The organism is Microbacterium sp. (genome assembly GCF_035277845.1).
Taxonomy (GTDB): domain Bacteria; phylum Actinomycetota; class Actinomycetes; order Actinomycetales; family Microbacteriaceae; genus Microbacterium.
Window position 1 is genome coordinate 1 of record NZ_DATEJS010000342.1, and the last position, 19,386, is coordinate 19,386.

General features: G+C 70.0%; 18 protein-coding genes and 1 riboswitch. Of the genes, 10 read left to right on the forward strand and 8 right to left on the reverse strand.

The genetic code is table 11. From position 1 onward, the window contains the following. From VJR25_RS15120 to VJR25_RS15155, 8 genes are all read right to left on the reverse strand, one after another. Nucleotides 1-1,099: adenosine deaminase (locus VJR25_RS15120; RefSeq protein ID WP_324116496.1), on the reverse strand; the 1,099-nt coding region annotated here is incomplete at its 3' end. Nucleotides 1,100-1,154: 55 nt separating this feature from the next. Continuing rightward, the gene (locus VJR25_RS15125; RefSeq protein ID WP_324116498.1) at nt 1,155-2,459 is read right to left on the reverse strand and encodes a thymidine phosphorylase; all 1,305 of its coding nucleotides are present in this window, start codon (nt 2,457-2,459) and stop codon (nt 1,155-1,157) included. 49 nt (nt 2,460-2,508) lie between these two features. After that, nucleotides 2,509-2,925, reverse strand: coding sequence for a cytidine deaminase (locus VJR25_RS15130; protein WP_324116500.1), 417 nt, complete (start codon nt 2,923-2,925; stop codon nt 2,509-2,511). Nucleotide 2,926: 1 nt separating this feature from the next. Next, nucleotides 2,927-4,219, reverse strand: a complete 1,293-nt coding sequence (locus tag VJR25_RS15135) for an ABC transporter permease (RefSeq protein WP_324116502.1) — start codon at nt 4,217-4,219, stop codon at nt 2,927-2,929. Next, complete coding sequence (locus tag VJR25_RS15140; protein ID WP_324116504.1) at nt 4,216-5,571, reverse strand: ABC transporter permease; 1,356 nt, start codon at nt 5,569-5,571, stop codon at nt 4,216-4,218. The genes VJR25_RS15135 and VJR25_RS15140 overlap by 4 nt, the downstream gene beginning before the upstream one ends. Then, a complete protein-coding gene (locus VJR25_RS15145; protein WP_324116506.1) occupies nt 5,568-7,085 on the reverse strand; it encodes an ABC transporter ATP-binding protein in 1,518 nt (505 codons plus the stop codon). The genes VJR25_RS15140 and VJR25_RS15145 overlap by 4 nt, the downstream gene beginning before the upstream one ends. A 102-nt stretch (nt 7,086-7,187) precedes the next feature. Continuing rightward, entirely contained in the window at nt 7,188-8,324 is a 1,137-nt protein-coding gene (locus VJR25_RS15150; RefSeq protein ID WP_324116508.1) for a BMP family ABC transporter substrate-binding protein, read from the reverse strand. A 146-nt stretch (nt 8,325-8,470) separates the two neighbouring features. Continuing rightward, complete coding sequence (locus VJR25_RS15155) at nt 8,471-9,586, reverse strand: mannose-1-phosphate guanylyltransferase (RefSeq protein ID WP_324116510.1); 1,116 nt, start codon at nt 9,584-9,586, stop codon at nt 8,471-8,473. 216 nt (nt 9,587-9,802) lie between these two features. Here VJR25_RS15155 and sdhC point away from each other — a divergent pair, with 216 nt between their 5' ends. The 10 genes from sdhC to VJR25_RS15205 form a co-directional block, all read left to right on the forward strand. Next, nucleotides 9,803-10,237: a succinate dehydrogenase, cytochrome b556 subunit gene (sdhC, locus tag VJR25_RS15160; RefSeq protein ID WP_324116512.1), complete on the forward strand. Its 435-nt coding sequence runs from the start codon at nt 9,803-9,805 to the stop codon at nt 10,235-10,237. A 15-nt stretch (nt 10,238-10,252) separates the two neighbouring features. Next, nucleotides 10,253-10,705 carry a succinate dehydrogenase hydrophobic membrane anchor subunit gene (locus tag VJR25_RS15165; protein WP_324116514.1) on the forward strand — a complete coding sequence of 151 codons (453 nt, stop codon included), beginning with the start codon at nt 10,253-10,255 and terminating at the stop codon, nt 10,703-10,705. A 21-nt stretch (nt 10,706-10,726) separates the two neighbouring features. Further along, the gene (gene sdhA, locus VJR25_RS15170; RefSeq protein WP_324116515.1) at nt 10,727-12,550 is read left to right on the forward strand and encodes a succinate dehydrogenase flavoprotein subunit; all 1,824 of its coding nucleotides are present in this window, start codon (nt 10,727-10,729) and stop codon (nt 12,548-12,550) included. Beyond that, nucleotides 12,550-13,329: a succinate dehydrogenase iron-sulfur subunit gene (locus tag VJR25_RS15175; protein WP_324116517.1), complete on the forward strand. Its 780-nt coding sequence runs from the start codon at nt 12,550-12,552 to the stop codon at nt 13,327-13,329. The genes sdhA and VJR25_RS15175 overlap by 1 nt, the downstream gene beginning before the upstream one ends. A 48-nt stretch (nt 13,330-13,377) precedes the next feature. After that, nucleotides 13,378-14,619, forward strand: coding sequence for a YihY/virulence factor BrkB family protein (locus tag VJR25_RS15180; RefSeq protein WP_324116519.1), 1,242 nt, complete (start codon nt 13,378-13,380; stop codon nt 14,617-14,619). Between the two features lie 10 nt (nt 14,620-14,629). Continuing rightward, a complete protein-coding gene (locus VJR25_RS15185) occupies nt 14,630-15,475 on the forward strand; it encodes an exodeoxyribonuclease III (protein ID WP_324116521.1) in 846 nt (281 codons plus the stop codon). Nucleotides 15,476-15,585: 110 nt separating this feature from the next. After that, nucleotides 15,586-16,599 (forward strand): tryptophan--tRNA ligase, encoded by a 1,014-nt coding sequence (gene trpS / locus VJR25_RS15190; protein ID WP_324116523.1) that lies wholly within the window; start codon nt 15,586-15,588, stop codon nt 16,597-16,599. A 132-nt stretch (nt 16,600-16,731) separates the two neighbouring features. Continuing rightward, complete coding sequence (locus VJR25_RS15195; protein ID WP_324116525.1) at nt 16,732-17,709, forward strand: helix-turn-helix domain-containing protein; 978 nt, start codon at nt 16,732-16,734, stop codon at nt 17,707-17,709. Between the two features lie 134 nt (nt 17,710-17,843). Further along, the gene (locus VJR25_RS15200; protein ID WP_324116528.1) at nt 17,844-18,707 is read left to right on the forward strand and encodes an Fpg/Nei family DNA glycosylase; all 864 of its coding nucleotides are present in this window, start codon (nt 17,844-17,846) and stop codon (nt 18,705-18,707) included. Between the two features lie 55 nt (nt 18,708-18,762). After that, a riboswitch (FMN riboswitch) is annotated at nt 18,763-18,901 on the forward strand. 87 nt (nt 18,902-18,988) lie between these two features. After that, nucleotides 18,989-19,386 (forward strand): bifunctional diaminohydroxyphosphoribosylaminopyrimidine deaminase/5-amino-6-(5-phosphoribosylamino)uracil reductase RibD (locus VJR25_RS15205; protein ID WP_324116530.1); only part of this gene is annotated, 398 nt, incomplete at its 3' end.

Consider the following 19,386-nt stretch of genomic DNA (forward strand, 5'->3'; position numbering starts at 1 on the left):
CGGTGATCACGTCGATGAGCTCCTCGCGCTCCTCGATCGGCAGGAAGGATGCCGCCGCCGCGTTGATCTGGAACGTCTCGAGGTCGTCCAGGCCGTAGTCGAACGCCTCGACCAGCAGGGCCAGTTCGCGGGTCAGCGAGGTGCGGCTCATGGTGCGGTTGTCGACGTTCACGGTCACCTGGAAGCCGAGCTGATAGAGCAGGTCGAACGGGTGGTCGGCGAGTTCCGTGCCCCACGCGGCGATCGCGCCGGTCTGCAGGTTCGACGACGGCGACAGCTCGAGGGCGATCTCGCGGTCGCGCACCCAGCGCGCGAGGTCGCCGAACTCGACGAAGACGTCCTCGCCTTCGCGCGAGACGATCTGCAGGTCCTGCGCGATGCGCACGCCGTGGCCGAGGCGCAGCGCGCGGCCGTCGAGCAGGGCGGAGCGGATCGAGTCGAGGCCGGCGGCCTCGCCGGCGTGCACGGTCGTCGGGAAGAAGTTCTCGGCCAGGTAGTCGAACGCGGGGCGCAGGCGGGACGGCGGGAAGCCGTCCTCGGGTCCGGCGATGTCGAAGCCGACGACACCGCGGCCGCGCCAGTCGACCGCAAGGCGGGCGATCTCCAGCGACCGGTCGGTGTGCCGCATCGACGAGATCAGCTGACCGACCCGGATGTCGTGGCCGGCATCCTCCGCGGCGTCCTCGCCCTGCTCGATGCCCTCCTGCACGGCTTCCACGGCCTCATCGAGGCTGAGGCCGCGCGTGAGGTGCTGCTCGGGGGCCCAGCGCACCTCGCCGTACACGACGCCGTCGGCGACGAGGTCCTCGACGAACTCACGGGCGATGCGGGTGAGCGCCTCCGGCGTCTGCATGACCCCCGTGGTGAGGTCGAAGGTCTTCAGGTACTCGACCAGCGAGCCGGAGTCGCTCTTCTCGGCGAACCAGTCGGCGAGCTCGGCCGGATCCTGCGACGGCACCTCGATGCCGGCCTCGTCCGCCAGCTCGATGATCGTCTGCGGCCGCACGGCGCCGTCGAGGTGGTCGTGCAGCGACACCTTCGGCAGGCTCCGCAGCGAGACGCCGTCGACGTGTGCGTCGCCGTTCTGATCGATGGGCATGACGACTCCTCGGGTGTCGGTGGAGGGGGCTCAACGAGCCTACGCGGTGCGGGCCCTATGCGGTGATGCGCTCGCGCACGAGGCGGGCCGCGCGCTCGGCGCCGGGGACCTCGGCCCCGGAGGGGTCCACGTCCCACGCCCCCTCGAGCGCCTCGATCGCACGTGCGAACCGGGACGGGTCGTCGGCCGAGAGCGTGAACACCGGCTGGCCGGCAGAGACCCGGTCGCCGGGCTTGACGAGCAGGTCGATCCCGGCGGCGTGCACGACGGCGTCCTCGGCCCGGGCCCGGCCCGCGCCGAGCCGCCAGGCCGCCACCCCGAACGCGAGCGCATCCATGCGGGTGACGACGCCGGATGCGGATGCCGTGACGGTGTGCGTCTCGCGCGGTTGCGGCAGGGCGGCATCCGGGTCGCCGTGCTGTGCCCGGATCATGCGGCGCCAGGAGTCCATCGCCCGTCCGTCGGCGAGAGCGGCCTCGACGTCGGCGTCGGGCCGGCCGGCGAGACTCAGCATCTCGCGGGCGAGGGCGACGGTGAGCGCGACGACGTCGGCGGGCCCTCCCCCGGCGAGCACCTCGACCGACTCGCGCACCTCGTTCGCATTGCCGATCGCGAGGCCGAGCGGCGTGTCCATGTCGGTGAGCAGCGCCGTGGTCGCGACCCCGGAATCGGTCCCGAGCTCGACCATCGTGCGCGCGAGCTCCCGCGCCCGGTCGATGTCGTGCATGAACGCGCCGGAGCCGAACTTGACGTCGAGCACGAGGGCCGCGGTGCCCTCCGCGATCTTCTTGGACATGATGCTCGACGCGATGAGCGGGATCGCCTCGACGGTGCCGGTGACATCGCGCAGCGCGTACAGCTTCTTGTCGGCGGGGGCGAGGCCCGTGCCGGCCGCGCAGATCACCGCGCCGACATCGCGCAGCTGCGCGGTGAGCTCCTCGTTCGTCAGGGCCGCCCGCCAGCCGGGGATGGACTCGAGCTTGTCGAGAGTCCCCCCGGTGTGGCCGAGGCCGCGCCCGGACAGCTGCGGCACGGCGACCCCGAAGGATGCCACGAGCGGCGCCAGCGGCAGCGTGATCTTGTCGCCCACGCCCCCGGTGGAGTGCTTGTCGACCGTGGTCTTGCCGAGGCCGGCGAACGACATCCGCTCCCCCGACCGGATCATCGCGTCGGTGAGCACCCGGATCTCGCCGCGCGTCATGCCCCGCAGCAGCACGGCCATCGCGAATGAGGCCATCTGCGCGTCCGAGACGTACCCGCGCGTGTACGCGTCGACCATCCAGCGCAGCGCGTCCTCCGGAACCGCCCCGCCGTCGCGCTTGGCCCGGATGACGTCGACCGCGTCGAACGCCTCGGTCACAGCTCGGCCTCTTCGGGTTCCTGAGCGGGCGGAGCGAGGCGAAGGGCGGTCACCGCTGCTCCCGGAGCTGGTCGAACGGCTCGAGGTCGCGCGGCCCGAACGCGTCCGGCAGCACCTCGTCGATGGTGCGGATGCCGGACACCGTCCACAGCAGCATCCCCGGCAGGGCATGTTCGAACAGCAGCTGACGGCAGCGGCCGCACGGCATGATGATCTCGCCGTCGGCGTTCACGCAGACGAACGCGACCAGCTGCCCGCCGCCGGACATGTGCAGCTCCGACACCAGCCCGCACTCCGCGCACAGGGTCAGCCCGTAGGACGCGTTCTCGACGTTGCAGCCGCGGATCATCCGGCCGTCCGACACCAGCGCCGCCGCCCCCACCTTGTAGCGCGAGTACGGGACATAGGCGTTCTTCATGGCGTCGACGGCCGCGGCGCGCAGCTCGTCCCAGTCGATGTCTGTCATGTCATCCCTTGATGTACGGTTTGCCGTCGGCCGCAGGAGCCCGGATCTGGCCGGCGAAGCCGACCACCGCCAGGATCGTCACGACATACGGCAGCATCAGCATGAACTCGCTCGGGATGGGCGTGCCCAGCACGTTGAGCAGGTTCTGCAGGTTCTGGGCGAAGCCGAACAGCAGCGCCGCCAGCGTCGCCCGGATCGGGTCCCAGCCGCCGAAGATCACCGCGGCGAGGGCGATGAAGCCGAGGCCTGCGGTCATGTCCTTGGTGAAGTTCGGCACCGACACGAGGGTGAAGTACGCACCGCCGATGCCGGCGATCGCCCCGGCGAGCAGCACGTTCCAGAATCGGGTCGGGTTGACCTTGATGCCCACCGTGTCGGCGGCCTTCGGGTGCTCGCCCACCGCGCGAAGGCGCAGCCCCCAGCGGGTGCGGTAGAGCGCCCACGAGACCACCGCGACCACGACGTACATGAGGTAGACGAGGAAGGTCTGGTTGAACAGCACCGGCCCGAGGATCGGGATGGCCGAGAGCCCCGGGATCGCGACCGGCTGGAAGGGCGTCGGGCTGTTCAGCGCGGCGGCGTCGTTCGCGAGCACCGCCGTGTAGAGGAAGCCGGTGAGGCCCGACACCAGCACGTTCAGCACGACGCCCACGATCACCTGGTCGACGAGGTACCTGATCGCGAACGCCGCGAGCACGAAGGCGACCAGCACGCCGCCGATCATCGCGCCGATGAGGCCCACGAACGGGTTGCGCGTGAGGCTGCCGAGCACCGTGGCGGTGAACGCGCCGAGCAGGAACTGCCCTTCGATGGCGACATTGACGACGCCCGCGCGTTCGCCGATGACGCCGCCGAGCGCACCGAAGATGAGCGGCACCGCCAGCGACAGCGACCCGCCGAGCAGACCCACCACCGGCACGGCCGCGCTGGAGTCCGCGCCCGACCAGGTCATGAACGCGAACATCGCCAGCAGTGCGTACACGATCGTCAGCCACAACGGCGTCGGCCGGTAGCTCCACGCCCCCCACAGCGACCACAGCGCGAGCAGCGCCGCGACGGCCCACGAGGTCCAGATCGCGGGCTGTGCGGGCAGGTCGATCGAGCCGAGCTTGATCGCCTCCCCGCTCTCGGAGAGCCGGTACAGCGTGTCGCCGTGCGCAGGTGCGGCGAGGAACAGGATCGCCAGCAGCGCGGCGATGACGAGCAGGGTGATGGGCACCTTGAGCTTGCGCACCTGGACGACGGCGAGCTGGATCGTGCCGTCCTCGGCGGTCTGCGCCTCCGTGATGGTCATGCCGCCGCCTCCTTCTTGGCCGCCTTCTTCGTCGCCTTGCGCACGGCTTTCGCCCGCTTCTCGGCCTCGTCCTTGGGCAGCCCGAAGATCGTGCGCACGAGCGGCGGCGCCGCGATGAACAGCACGATCAGGGACTGCACGACCAGCACGATGTCGACCGGGATGCCCTGCAGCGCCTGCATCGTGAACGACCCCGCCTTGAGCGCGCCGAACAGCAGGCCCGCGAACAGGGTGCCCCAGGCTCGGCTGCGGCCGAGCAGGGCGACGGTGATGGCGTCGAACCCGATGCCGGCGTCGATGTTGCCGTCGAAGCCGGTGGTGATCGTGCTCTGGATCTGGATCATGCCCGCCAGGCCCGCCAGGGCACCGGCGAACAGCATCGCGTAGATGTAGGTGCGCGGCACGCTGATACCCGCCGCGCGCGCGGCGTTCGGGTTCTCGCCGACCGCCCGCATCCGGAAGCCGAGGCTCGAGTGCTCGATGAGCCACCAGACCACGAGCGTCGCCACCAGCACCACCGGGAACGCCCAGGTGAGCTGCGGGAAGTCCGGGCCGAACAGCGGCGGGAACTGCGCGTTGTTCGGGGTGTCGGCCGAGATCGGCTGGTTGGTGCCCGGCTTCTGCAGGATGCCGGGGATGCGCACCATGTACGACAGCAGGTAGAACGCGATGTAGTTGAGCATGATCGTGAGGATCACCTCGTGTGCGCCGGTGCGGGCCTTCAGCACGCCCACGATGCCGCCCCAGATCGCGCCGCCGACGATGCCCGCGATGAGCGTGATCGGCAGCTGCAGGAACATGGGCAGGTTCAGGTGGAAGGTCAGCAGCGCCGACACCGCGCAGGCGATCAGCATCTGACCGCGCGCACCGATGTTGAACAGGCCCACCCGGAAGCCGAGTGCGACGCCGAGCGCCGCCGCCGTGAGCGGGGCCGCGAACCCGAGGGTGTTCGTCAGCGGCAGGATCGCCTGCGTGAACGACGACGCGGAGAAGTTGATGATCGAGCCCTGGAACAGCGCGATGTAGCCGCCGGAGACCGCGCTCCACGCCGCGCCGAGCGTGTCGGTCGGCCGTGCGAAGAAGTAGCCGGCGGCCTTCTGCACGCCCGGGTCGGTGATCGCGATGAGGATGCCGCCGACGACCATCGCCAGCACGATCGCGAGGATCGTCGTGACGACGTTGCCGCGCATGATCTCGCGGATGACGACGTTCTGACGGGGCGGCGGGGGCATGGCGCCGGATGCCGCGGTCTTGGCGGCGGCCGTCGCGGCGGCCGCATCCGACTGCGCGGCGAGGCTCTGCTCGGGATCGGCGGGCGCCGCCGCGCCCGTGCGGGTGTCGTCGGTGCTCATGCGGCATCCTCTTCGGGCAGTTCTCCGGCCATCATCAGGCCGAGCGCTTCGCGCGACGTGTCGCCGGGCACGATGCCGACGATGCCGCCGCGGTACATGACCGCGATGCGGTCGGCGAGGGCTGCGACCTCGTCGAGCTCGGTGGACACGACCAGCACCGGGATGCCGGCGTCGCGCGTCTCGATGATGCGCTTGTGGATGAATTCGATGGACCCGACGTCCACGCCGCGGGTCGGCTGGGAGGCCAGCAGCAGCTTGAGTTCGCGGTTCAGCTCGCGGGCGATGACCACCTTCTGCTGGTTGCCGCCGGACAGCGCGCCGGCGGGGGTCTGCGGACCCTGCGTGCGGATGTCGAACTCCACGATCCGCGCCTTCGCGAACTCGTCGAGCACCCCGCGGTTGATGGTGCCCGCGGAGCTGAAGGCGGGGTCGCTGGAGCGGTCGAGGATGAGGTTCTCGGCAACCGAGAACCCGCCGACCAGGCCGTCCTCGTTGCGGTCCTCGGGCACGAAGCCGACGCCGGCGTCGAGCACGCCGCGCACGCTGCGGCCGACGAGTTCCACGCCGTCGAGGCGGATGGTGCCCGTCACGCCGGCGTGCAGGCCCATGATCGCCTCGGTGAGCTCGGTCTGGCCGTTGCCCTGGACGCCGGCGACCGCGACCACCTCGCCGGGGCGCACGTCGAACGAGATGGTGTCGACGAGCACGGCGCCGTCATGCGACAGCACGCGCAGGTCGCGCACCTCCAGGCCCCCGGTGGGCCTCACCTGCGGAGGATCCTTGTGCACGGTCAGCTCGACGGCGCGGCCCACCATCATCGAGGCGAGCTCGGTGTTGGATGCCGCCGGGTCCGCCTCACCCACCACCTTGCCCAGCCGGATGACGGTGATGCGGTCGGCCACCTCGCGCACCTCGCGGAGCTTGTGCGTGATGAACACGATCGAGGTGCCCTCGTCGCGCAGCTGGCGCATGATCGCCATGAGCTCGTCGGTCTCCTGCGGCGTCAGCACCGCGGTGGGCTCGTCGAAGACGAGCACCTTCGCGTCCCGCGAGAGCGCCTTGATGATCTCCACGCGCTGCTGCACCCCCACCGGCAGGTCGCCGACGACCGCATCGGGATCGACCTCGAACCCGAAGCGCTTGGCGACATCGCGCACGTGCTTGCGGGCGGCGGCCAGGTCGAGGGATCCGAGGGCCTTGGTCTGCTCGTGGCCGAGCATGACGTTCTCGGCGACGGTGAACACCGGCACGAGCATGAAGTGCTGGTGCACCATCCCGATGCCGGCGGCCATGGCGTCGCCGGGGCCGCGGAAGTGATGCGGCACATCGTCGAGGAGGATCTCGCCCTCCTCCGCCTGATAGAGCCCGTAGAGGACGTTCATGAGGGTGGATTTGCCCGCGCCGTTCTCGCCCAGAAGGGCGTGGATCTCTCCCGGCTGCACGGTCACATCGATGTGATCGTTGGCCGTGAAGGACCCGAAGCGCTTCGTGATTCCACGCAGCTCGAGCTTCATAGTGTGCACCCTATCCGCTAGGTACGACGTCGTGTGAGGGGTGGGCCAACAGCGTGAAGCGACGACCGAAGTCGCCGCTTCACGCTGTGAGCCGCAGTGCCGTCAGTTGGACGTGGCCGCCTTGGGGGTGGCCTTCGACTGGACGACGATCTTGCCGTCGATGATCTGCTGCTGGAGGGACTTCAGCTCGTCGGTGAGACCCGCGGGCAGCTTGGACGCGAAGTCGTGGAACGGGGACAGGCCCACGCCGCCGTTCTTCAGCGTGCCGATGTAGGTGGTCGGGTCGAACTTGCCGGAGGCGCCCGCCATCACCGCGTCGTGCACGGCGACGTCGATGCGCTTCATGATCGACACCAGCACGATGTCCTTCACGCTCGGGTCGGCGAGCACGAAGTCGCTGTCCACACCGAGCATGACGGTGCCCTTGCTGCTGTCGCGGATGGCCGCCGCGGCGCTCAGGTAGATCGGGCCGCCGACGGGAAGGATGACGTCGGTGCCCTGGTTCAGGATGCCCTGCGCCGTCTGCTTGGCGGTGTCGTTGGCCTGGAAGGCGCCGGTGAACGAGCCCTTCTGGGTGGCCACGTTCCAGCCGAACGTCTGCACCTTCTTGTGCTTGTCCGCGTTGAACTTGTTCACGCCGTCGACGAAGCCGTCCATGTAGATGGTCACCGGCGGGATCTGCATGCCGCCGAAGGTGCCGACCTTGTCGGTGCCGTGCGCGTCGGACCACGCCGCGGCCGCATAGCCGCCGAGGTAGGCCGCCTGCGCGGTGTCGAACAGCAGCGGCTTGATGTTCGGGGCATCGGTCTTGCCGTCGTTGTTGGCGTCGGCCGGGTCGTCGACGATCGCGTAGTCGATCTTCGGGTTCGCCTTGGCCGACGCGATGGTCGCGGCCGAGAGGTTGAAGCCCACCGAGACGATGTAGGTGCAGCCGCCGGCGACGAGGGCCTGCATGTTCGGGGTGTAGTCGCTGGCGGACTTGGAGGTCACCTGGCGGAACTGGACGTTGAGCTGCTTCGCCGCCTCCTGCATGCCGGTCAGCGCGGCCTCGTTGAACGAGTGGTCGTTGAAGCCGCCGCTGTCGGACACGATGCAGGGCTTGAAGCTGGCCGCCGCCGTGGGGCCGCCCGACGAGCCGGTCGGGTTCGAGGTGGGTGCGGCGCCGCACCCGGCGAGGGCGAGGATCAGACCGGCGGCGGCGGATACGCCGACGAGCTTGCGGGTGGTCGAGATGGTCACTCATGCCTCCACATGACGAAAGATGACCGCGGATTTCGCGGGTGAATCATCTGAAGGTATCCAGTCTCACGCGCGTCCGCACGCGTTTCCGATCCTCAGGCAGGAATGGTTACCAACCCGAGACCGTCGGATGCGGCATCCGCCGTCTACAGCACGTCGCCCCGGCCGTTGAGCTTGAGCGCGTCGACCACGCCCTTGACCCGCTGCGCGTTCTGGCTCGTGGTCACCAGCAGCGCGTCGGGGGTGTCGACCACGACGATGTCCTTCACCCCGACCAGGCTGATGACGCGGTTGGTCTGGCTCACCACGATGCCGCTGGCGGCATCCGACAGGACGCGGGCGTTCTCGCCGAGGATCGCGAGATCGTTCTTGCGTCCGCCGGAGTTGAGCTTGGCGAGGCTCGCGAAGTCGCCGACGTCGTCCCAGTCGAAGTGTCCCGGGATGACCGCGAGGCGGCCGGCCGCGGCCACCGGCTCGGCGACGGAGTAGTCGATGGCGATCTTCTTCAGGCCGGGCCAGATGCGGTCCACCGCCGGTCCCCGCCGGTCCCGGTCGTCCCAGGCCTCGGCGAGCTCCAGCAGCCCGGCGTGCAGTGCCGGCTCGGTCTTCTCGATCGCGGCCAGCAGCACGTCGGCCCGGGCGATGAACATGCCCGCGTTCCACAGGTACGAGCGGTCGGCGAAATACGACCGCGCGGTCTCCAGGTCGGGTTTCTCGACGAACCGCTCCACCGTGGCGGCTTCAGGGGCGCCGTCGATCAGCAGTTCGCCGGCCTTGTGGATGTAGCCGAAGCCGATCGACGGCTCGGTGGGCGGGATGCCGATCGTGCAGATGTATCCCTCGCGGGCCACCGCGACCGCCTGGCGCACCGCCCAGTCGAACAGGTGCGGCACGCGGATGACGTGGTCGGCGGCGAACGAGCCGATGATGACGTCCGGCTCGCGCCGCGCGAGGATCGCCGCCGCCAGGCCGATCGCGGCCGTCGAGTCGCGCGGCTCCGATTCGAGGATGACGTTGCGGTCCGGGATGCCGGGCAGCTGCCCTTCCACCGCGGCCCGGTGCGCGCGTCCGGTGACCACCGCGATGCGGTCCGGCCCGGTGAGGGGCTCGAGGCGGTCCCAGGTGTCGCGCAGCAGCGACTGGCCGGACCCCGTCAGGTCGTGCAGGAACTTGGGGGCATCCGCCCGCGACAGCGGCCACAGCCGCGACCCGATGCCGCCCGCCGGGATGATGGCGTGGAAGTCGGGGATCTGCTCAGACATGCTCCGAGGGTATCGACCGGAGGCTCAGGGCACCTGTGCGGCATCCTGTTCCGCCGCTCGCGGGGCGATGGTCGGACGTCCTCGGGTAAGGGTCACCTTCCCGGCGCACCCCCGGCGCTGGGAATAGGATGTGAGCGGCGCCCGTGCGACGCCAGGGATTCGTCCCTCATCCCGCGGCCCGTTCCGAGGCTGCTCGCATTCGTAAGGAGGACGGTCGTGTCGGCTTCCACACGCCTCACACCGCAGATCTCGCAGACGACCTCCCGGACCCCGCGCGGCACGCTCTATCGCGGCCACACCGGCATGTGGTCCTGGGTGTTCCACCGCATCACCGGCGTCGCCATCTTCTTCTTCCTGCTGGTGCACGTGCTGGACACCTCACTGGTGCGCGTCTCCCCCGAGGCGTACAACGCCGTCATCGGCACGTACAAGAACCCGATCATGGGGCTCGGCGAGGCGGTGCTCGTCGCCGCGATCGCGTACCACGCCTTCAACGGCCTGCGCATCTTCTTCGTGGACTTCTGGTCGAAGGGCGCCCGCTACCAGCGCCAGCTCAGCTGGGCGGTCTGGACCCTCTGGGTGATCGTCATGGCCGGGTTCCTGCCGCGACAGCTCATGGTCATCGCCGCCGAGATCTCCGGCGCTCACTGAGAAAGGGGAACGGACATGACTGCTGAGACCATCGCCGACCCCCGCACCCCGGCGGCCCCCGCGCGCAACAGGGGCGTGAACCTCGAGAAGTGGGCGTGGATGTACATGCGCATCTCGGGCTTCGCGCTCGTGATACTCATCTTCGGCCACCTGCTCGTCAACCTCGTGCTCGGCGAGGGCGTGCGCCAGATCGACTTCGCGTTCGTCGCCGGCAAGTACGCCACGCCGTTCTGGCAGTGGTGGGACGTGCTGATGCTGTGGCTCGCCTTCATCCACGGCGCCAACGGCATGCGCACGGTGATCGCCGACTACGTCACCCACGCGACCGCTCGCAAGACGCTCACGGCCCTCGTCGCGCTGGCCGCCGCCATCCTCATCATCCTCGGCACCCTCGTGGTCTTCACGTTCGACCCGTGCCCCGCAGGCGCCGCGAAGGACCTGCTGCCCACCTTCTGCCCTGCGTCTTAAGCACCACGTCCTAGGAGTCTCGTGAGCATCGACAGCGAAGACGTCGTCATCAAGGACGGCGTGCACTACCACCAGTTCGACATCGTCATCGTGGGCGCCGGCGGCGCCGGCATGCGGGCCGCCATCGAGGCGGGCCCGGGCGCGAAGACGGCGGTCATCACCAAGCTCTACCCGACCCGCTCGCACACCGGTGCGGCGCAGGGCGGCATGGCGGCGGCGCTGGCCAACGTCGAAGAGGACTCGTGGGAGTGGCACACCTTCGACACCGTCAAGGGTGGCGACTACCTCGTCGATCAGGATGCCGCGGAGATCCTCGCGAAAGAGGCCATCGACGCCGTCATCGACCTCGAGAACATGGGCCTGCCGTTCAACCGCACGCCCGAGGGCAAGATCGACCAGCGCCGGTTCGGCGGCCACACGGCCGACCACGGCAAGACCCCGGTGCGCCGCGCCTGCTACGCCGCGGACCGCACCGGTCACATGATCCTGCAGACCCTGTTCCAGAACTGCGTCAAGCTCGGCATCAACTTCTTCAACGAGTTCTACGTGCTCGACCTCATCACGGTGGGCGAGGGCAAGGACAAGCAGATCGCGGGCGTCGTCGCGTACGAGCTCGCCACCGGCGAACTGCACGTCTTCCAGTCGAAGGCCGTGATCTTCGCGACCGGCGGCTTCGGAAAGATCTTCAAGACCACCTCCAACGCGCACACCCTCACCGGTGACGGCGTCGGCGTGATCTGGCGCAAGGGCCTGCCGCTGGAGGACATGGAGTTCTTCCAGTTCCACCCGACCGGCCTCGCCGGTCTCGGGATCCTCCTCACCGAGGGCGCCCGCGGCGAGGGCGCGATCCTGCGCAACGCGTCCGGCGAGCGCTTCATGGAGCGCTACGCCCCCACCATCAAGGACCTCGCGCCCCGCGACATCGTCAGCCGCTGCATGGTGCAGGAGGTGGCCGAGGGCCGCGGCGCCGGTCCGCACCGCGACTACGTGCTGCTGGACTGCACCCACCTCGGCGCGGAGGTGCTCGAGACGAAGCTCCCGGACATCACCGAGTTCGCGCGCACGTACCTGGGCGTCGACCCCGTCGTCGAGCCGGTGCCGGTGATGCCGACCGCGCACTACGCGATGGGCGGCATCCCGACCAACATCAAGGCCGAGGTGCTCAGCGACAACGAGACCGTCGTGCCGGGCCTGTACGCCGCCGGCGAGTGCGCCTGCGTGTCGGTGCACGGCTCGAACCGTCTCGGCACCAACTCGCTGCTGGACATCAACGTGTTCGGCAAGCGCGCCGGCCGCAACGCCGTCGAGTACGTGCAGACCGCGGACTTCGTGCCGCTGCCGGAGGACCCGGCGAAGGCCGTGCGCGACATGATCGAGGGCGTGCGCAACAACCCCGGCGGCGAGCGCATCGCCGTGCTGCGCAAGACGCTGCAGGACGAGATGGACCGCAACGCCCAGGTGTTCCGCACCGAGGAGTCGCTCAGCGGCGTGCTCACCACGATCGAGGAGCTGCGCGCCCGCTACAAGAACATCCACGTCGACGACAAGGGCAAGCGGTACAACACCGACCTGCTCGAAGCGGTCGAGCTCGGATTCCTGCTCGACCTCGCCGAGGTCGTCGTCTACGCCGCCCGCAACCGCAAGGAGAGCCGCGGCGGTCACATGCGCGACGACTTCCCGACGCGCGACGACGAGACCTACATGAAGCACACGATGGCCTACCTCACCGGCGACCCGCACTCGTCGGATGCGGACGACCACATCAAGCTGGACTGGAAGCCCGTCGTGTTCACGAGGAACGAGCAAGGCGAGCTGCGCTACCCGCCGCTGGAGAGGAAGTACTGATGTCGGAGATCGTTGAGCCCGGCGCTGTGCAGGAGATCGACGCGGCATCCGCGGACACCGGCATCCAGTCGTTCCTGGTGACCTTCAACGTCCGCCGGTTCAACCCCGAGCTGGATGCCGAGCCGCACTGGGTCGACTACGACGTCGAGGTGTACTCCACCGACCGCGTGCTCGACGCGCTCCACAAGATCAAGTGGGAGGTCGACGGCTCGCTCGCGTTCCGCCGCTCCTGCGCGCACGGCATCTGCGGGTCGGACGCGATGCGCATCAACGGCCGCAACCGCCTCGCCTGCAAGACGCTGATCAAGGACCTCGACATCTCGAAGCCCATCTACGTGGAGGCCATCAAGGGCCTGCCGCTGGAGAAGGACCTCATCGTCGACATGGACCCGTTCTTCGCGTCCTACCGCGAGGTGCAGCCGTTCCTGATCGCGAACTCCACCCCGGAGCCGGGCAAGGAGCGCATCCAGTCCATCAAGGACCGCGCGATCTTCGACGACACCACCAAGTGCATCCTCTGCGCCGCGTGCACCTCGTCGTGCCCGGTGTTCTGGACCGACGGCCAGTACTTCGGCCCGGCGGCGATCGTGAACGCGCACCGGTTCATCTTCGACTCGCGCGACGACGCGGGCGACGTGCGCCTGGACATCCTCAACGACAAGGAGGGTGTGTGGCGCTGCCGCACCACCTTCAACTGCACCGAGGCCTGCCCGCGCGGCATCGAGGTCACGAAGGCGATCGCCGAGGTCAAGAAGGCCGTCCTGCGCGGTCGTCCCTGATCCCGCGCCCGAACGGTCCGCATGACGGCCGCTCGCTAGTCTGAGACGGTGAGCGCCGCATCTCGTCAGGCGAAGGCCGCCTCGCACCACCGTGCGATCGCCGCCGTCGCCAAGACCGAGGAGCAGCGCCTCCGCATCGAGTTCGAGCAGCGCGAGGAGGAGCTCCGAGAGCGCTTCGCGGTGCCGCTCGCCCGCGCGACGGAGATCCGGCGGCGCACCCTCGCCCTGTTCCCGGTGCGGGTCTGGCGGGGATTCACCGGGCCGAACGGATTCCTGCTCGCCGCCGGCATCAGCTACCAGGCGCTGTTCGCGTTCTTCGCCGCGATCTACGTCGTCTTCGCGATCGTCGGCGTGTGGCTCGGCGCGGATGCGGATGCCGTCGACTGGCTGATCAACCTCATCAACCAGTACCTGCCGGGCGTCATCGGCACCGGCCCGGACGCGCTCGTGAATCCGGCGGACATCGACAAGATCGTGGCCTCCAGCGCGGGCGCCCTCACGGTCGCGGGCATCGTGGCCATCGGCGCCCTGGTCTGGACCGCCATCGGGTGGATCACCTATCTGCGCCGCGCCGTCCGCGAGATCCTGGGATTGCCGCAGGACACCCGCGCCTACCTGCTGCTGAAGGCCCGCGACCTCGTCGCCGCCCTGGTCTTCGGCATCGCCATGGTCGCCGGCGGCATCGTGAACAACCTCGGCACGTGGGCCCTCCAGACGGTGTGGGAGCTGCTGGGCCTGAACAGGACGTCGTTCTGGTTCGACGGCATCCTGAGCGTTCTGAGCGTCGTGATCTCGTTCGTGCTGAACACCGCGGCACTCGCCGCCCTGTTCCGGCTCCTCGCCGGCGTCGCGCTGAAGTGGCGTCGCATCTGGCCGGGCTCGATGCTCGGCGGGGCGGCGATCACGGTGCTGCAGCTGTCCATCGGCCTGCTCGCCAGTCACTCGCCGTCGAACACGCTGCTGCTCACGTTCGTCGTGTTCATCGCGATGCTGCTGTGGTTCCGGCTCATCAGCATCGTCGTGCTGGTCGCCGCCGCTTGGATCGCGACCGCCGCCGAGGACAAGGACATCCCGCTGCAGGCCATCACCGAGCAGCAGCGCCTGCAGGCCCAGCACGAAGCCCTGCTGGCCGCCGCGCGGGAACGGCTGCGCACCGCGCAGGAGGTGCAGAAGGTCACGCCGTGGTATCGGCGTCTCGCGGCGAATCGCGCCGTGCGCGCGGCGGAGGACGAACTGCTGCGGGTGGAGGCGGCGGCCCCCGGCGCGGTCATCGTCGCCCCGCGCCGATAGGCTGGCGGGCGTGTCTGCACGTCCCACCCGCATCGTGTCCATCAACGTCAACGGCATCCGCGCCGCCGTCCGCAAGGGCATGACCGAGTGGCTGGATGCCGCACAGGCCGACATCGTCTGCCTGCAGGAGGTGCGCGCCACCGCCGACGAGCTCGCCCTGTGCCTGCCGGGCTGGACGCTCGTGAACTCCGAATCGGCGCAGAAGGGCCGCGCCGGGGTGGCCGTGGCGTCCCGGATCGCCCCCGACGCCATCCGCACGGAGCTTCCCGGCGACGAGACCGACTCCGCCGGGCGCTGGCTCGAGGCGGACTTCACGGTGGGCGGGGCACCCCTCACCGTCGTCAGCGCCTACGTGCACACCGGCGAGGCCGACACCCCGAAGCAGGACCTCAAGTGGGGGTTCCTCGATGCGATGACGAGCAGGATGCCGGCGCTGCGCGAGTCCGCTCCCCTGTCGGTCATCATGGGCGACCTCAACGTCGGGCACCGGGAGCTCGACATCCGCAACTGGAAGGGCAACCGCGGCAAGGCCGGGTTCCTCCCCCGCGAGCGCGCCTACTTCGACTGCTGGCTGGGCGCCGACGGCGAGACCGTCGAGTGCGTGGACGGCTCCACCGGCACCGGGATGGGGTGGGTCGACCTGGGCCGCCGCTTCGCCGGCGAGGTCGAGGGCCCGTACACGTGGTGGTCGATGCGGGGACGCGCCTTCGACAACGACACCGGGTGGCGGATCGACTACCAGCTGGCGACCCCGGAGCTCGCCGAGCGGGCGCGGGACTACAGCGTGTTCCGGGCATCCGCCTGGGACACCCGCTGGAGCGACCACGCCCCGGTGATCGTCGACTACGCGCTGTGACCCCGGGCCGCTCGCCGAGCGAGCGGAGCGAGACGAACCGCGGAGCCGCACCGGGGTGCCGCCGGCCCAGCGGATCAGGGCCGGCATCCGCCCGCCCGTAGACTGGGCGAGTGACGAAACCGCGCCTCTACTCTGGAATGCAGCCCTCGGCCGACTCGCTGCAGATCGGCAACTACATCGGGGCGCTCATGCAGTGGCGCAGCCTTCAGGACGCCTACGACGCCTTCTTCTCGGTCGTCGACATGCACGCGCTCACCCAGCCGAACGACCCGGCGGAGCTCCGCGAGAAGACCCGCCGCACCGCGGCCCAGTACATCGCCGCCGGCATCGAGCCGTCACGCTCCACGCTGTACGTGCAGTCGCACGTGCGCGCGCACGCCGAACTCGCCTGGGTGCTGTCGACGATCACCGGCTTCGGCGAGGCGAACCGCATGACCCAGTTCAAGGACAAGTCGGCCCGCTACGGCGCCGACAGCACGAACGTGGGCCTGTTCACCTACCCGGTGCTGATGGCCGCCGACATCCTGCTCTACCAGGCCGACATCGTGCCCGTCGGCGACGACCAGAAGCAGCACGTCGAGCTCACCCGCGATCTGGCCGAGCGCTTCAACGCGCGCTACGGCGCCGCGTTCACGGTGCCGACCCCCGTCATCCAGAAGGAGACGGCGCGCATCTACGACCTGCAGAACCCGACCGCGAAGATGTCGAAGTCGGCCGAGTCGGATGCCGGGGTGCTGTGGCTGCTCGACGACCCGGCGAAGTCGGCGAAGAAGGTGATGCGCGCCGTCACCGACTCCGAGGGCTCGGTGCGCTTCGACCGGGAGAGCAAGCCGGGCGTCTCGAACCTGCTCGTGATCTACGCGGCCCTCACCGGCCGGCAGATCCCGGCCATCGAGGACGAGTACACCGGTCGCGGCTACGGCGACTTCAAGAAGGGCCTCGCCGAGGTCGTGGTGGAGGAGTTCGGTCCGGTGCGCCAGCGCGCCCTCGAGCTGCTCGCCGACCCCGCCGAGCTCGACCGGGTGCTGGCCGCGAACGCCGGCCGCGCGGACGAGATCGCCGACCGCACCCTCGCCGACGTGTACGACAAGGTCGGGCTGCTGCGGCGCGTGCACCTGCGCTGACGCGCTGCCGGGCCCGCGGCGTGTGCGCCCGGGCGCGGCATCCTTCGGGATTCCCAGCAGATTCATGTCCAAATCGGACATATTCCGGTCATTGTCCTGTATCGGCCGCTAGTCTTGAGAGAGACTTCGACGGTGAGGAGACCGAAGGTGCTCGATGGAGTGGGCCTGGGGGATATCGAGGAGCGCGCCTACCGGCTGCTGCTGCGTGAGCCGAGCCTGACGGCGCGCGACATCGCCGCCCAGCTGGAGACCGGGCAGGGACCGGTGCGCCGCGCGGCCGAGGCACTCGTCGAGTTCGGTCTCGTCGGCGACGACGGCAGCGCGCCGCCGCGGTACACCGCCATCGACCCGCGCATCGCCATCCCGGCCCTCGTGCGCATGCGCCAGGCCGAGCTCGACCGCACCTCCTCCGCGCTTCCCGGCTACGCCGCCGAGTACCACGAGCGGATGCTGCGCACCGAACCCCAGCGACTCGTGGAGGTGCTCGAGGGGCCGGGCGCCATCACCGAGCGGGTCTCCACCTTGCTGCGCTCGGCCGAGACCGAAGTGCTCGCGTTCGACGAGCCGCCGTACGTGGGCGGCTCCGCCAAAGCCAACACGGATGAACACGACCTGCTCGCCCGCGGCGTGAAGGTGCGGGGCATCTACGCCGCGGAGGTGCTGTCGATCGACGGCAAGGCCGACGACATCCGCGATCTCGTCGGCCGCGGCGAACAGGCCCGGGTGGTGCCGAACGTGCCGTTGAAGATGGTGCTCGTGGACCGCCGTGCCGCGGTCATCCCCCTGACCGCCCGCGCCGAGAGCGTGCGCACGACCGCGGTCATGGTGTGGCAGTCCCGGCTGTGCGATGCGCTCGTCGAGCTCTTCGAGGCCACGTGGGAGCGGGCCGCTCCGGTGTTCGCGCCGGCCGCCGTCGACGAGGACATGGAGCGCACCGACCGCGAGCTGCTGTCGCTGCTCAACGCCGGCCTGAAGGACGAGACCATCGCCCGCCAGCTCGGGCTGTCGGAGCGCACCGTGCGCCGGCGGGTCGCGGACCTGCTGACCCGCCTCGGGGCGACGAGCCGGTTCCAGGCCGGAGCGAAGGCCTCCGCGCGGGGCTGGCTGTAGCGACAGCGGCGTGCTGCCGGCTCGGGCTGGCGCGCACCGGCCCGATCCGTCACGAGCGGTCGCCTCAGTAGGCCGAACGTGACGGATCCGGTGCGCGCTGCCCGGGTGTCGCAGCCCCGTGGCAGGATGGGCGCATGCCCGAGATGCCGGAGGTGCAGGGGCTCGTCGACTTCCTGGGCGGGCGGCTGCCGGGGTTGCAGTTCAGCCGGGTCACGGTCGCGAACATCGCCGCGCTGAAGACCTACGACCCGCCGATCGACGCGCTGAAAGGCAGCACGATCGAGGGCGTCAGCCGGCACGGCAAGTTCGTCGACATCGCGACGGATGCCGGCATCCACCTGATCTTCCACCTGGCCAAGGCGGGCTGGTTGCGCTGGTACGACCAGCTGCCGGCGACCGTCATCAAGCCGGGGCGCACGCCGATCGCGCTGCGCGTCGCCCTGTCGGACGGCGCCGGCTTCGACCTCACCGAGGCCGGAACCAAGAAGTCCCTCGCGGTGTACGCGGCACGTGAGGCGAGCGATGTGCCCGGGATCGCCCGCCTCGGGCCCGATCCGCTGGACCCCGCCTTCACACGCGACGCGTTCGCGCAACTGCTGACCGGCCGCCGCACCCAGATCAAGGGCGTGCTGCGCGACCAGTCGATCATCGCCGGGGTCGGCAACGCGTATTCCGACGAGATCCTGCACGCCGCGCGGATGTCGCCGTACGCGCTGGCCGCGACGCTCACCGACGCTGACATCGGCAACCTGTGGGACGCCATGCAGAGCACGCTCGCCGAGGCCATCACCGCGGCATCCGGCAAGCCGCCGGCCGAGCTGAAAGACGCCAAGCGCCGCGGGATGCAGGTGCACGGCCGCCGCGGCGAGACGTGCCCGGTGTGCGGCGACACCGTGCGATCGGTGTTCTTCGCCGACAACTCGCTGGAGTACTGCGCCACGTGCCAGACCGGCGGCAAGGTGCTCGCCGACCGGCGGCTCTCGCGTCTGCTGAAATGAGTGCATCCGCGGGAATGAATCGCGCGGGGGCGCGTTGAGTAGACTCGAGAGCATCAACGTGCTCCGGGGTCGGTGAGAATCCGAACCGGCGGTGACAGTCCGCGAACCCGCATCCGTGCGGGCCGACCCGGTGGAACTCCGGGACCGACGGTGATGCGACGCGAGTCGCGAGTCCGGATGGAAGGCAGCACGCGCGAACCGAGGTCAGGATGCCCGCCGGGGCACCGGGCGCAGGTGGTCGCGGCCTTCCCACGCCCCGGAGCCCCCGACGAGGAGACCGGATGACGGTGAGCGAGACCGAGCGCGCAGCCCTGCGCCGCGCGCTGGATGCCGCCCGTCGCGGCCCGCGCGGCGTCAACCCGCAGGTGGGCGCGGTGATCCTCTCCCCCGCCGGCGAGGTGCTCGCCGAAGGCAGCCACCGCGGCGCCGGCACGCCGCACGCCGAGGTCGACGCCCTCTCGCAGCTGCAGCCCGGCCAGGCGCAGGGCGCCACCGCCGTGGTGACCCTCGAGCCGTGCAACCATACGGGGCGCACCGGCCCCTGCGCGCAGGCCCTCATCGACGCCGGCATCGCCCGCGTCGTGTACGCCCTCGTCGACCCGAACCCGCGCGCCGCGGGCGGGGCGGACCGTCTGCGTCGCGCCGGCGTCGAGGTCGCCGGGCCCGACGAGATCGGAGA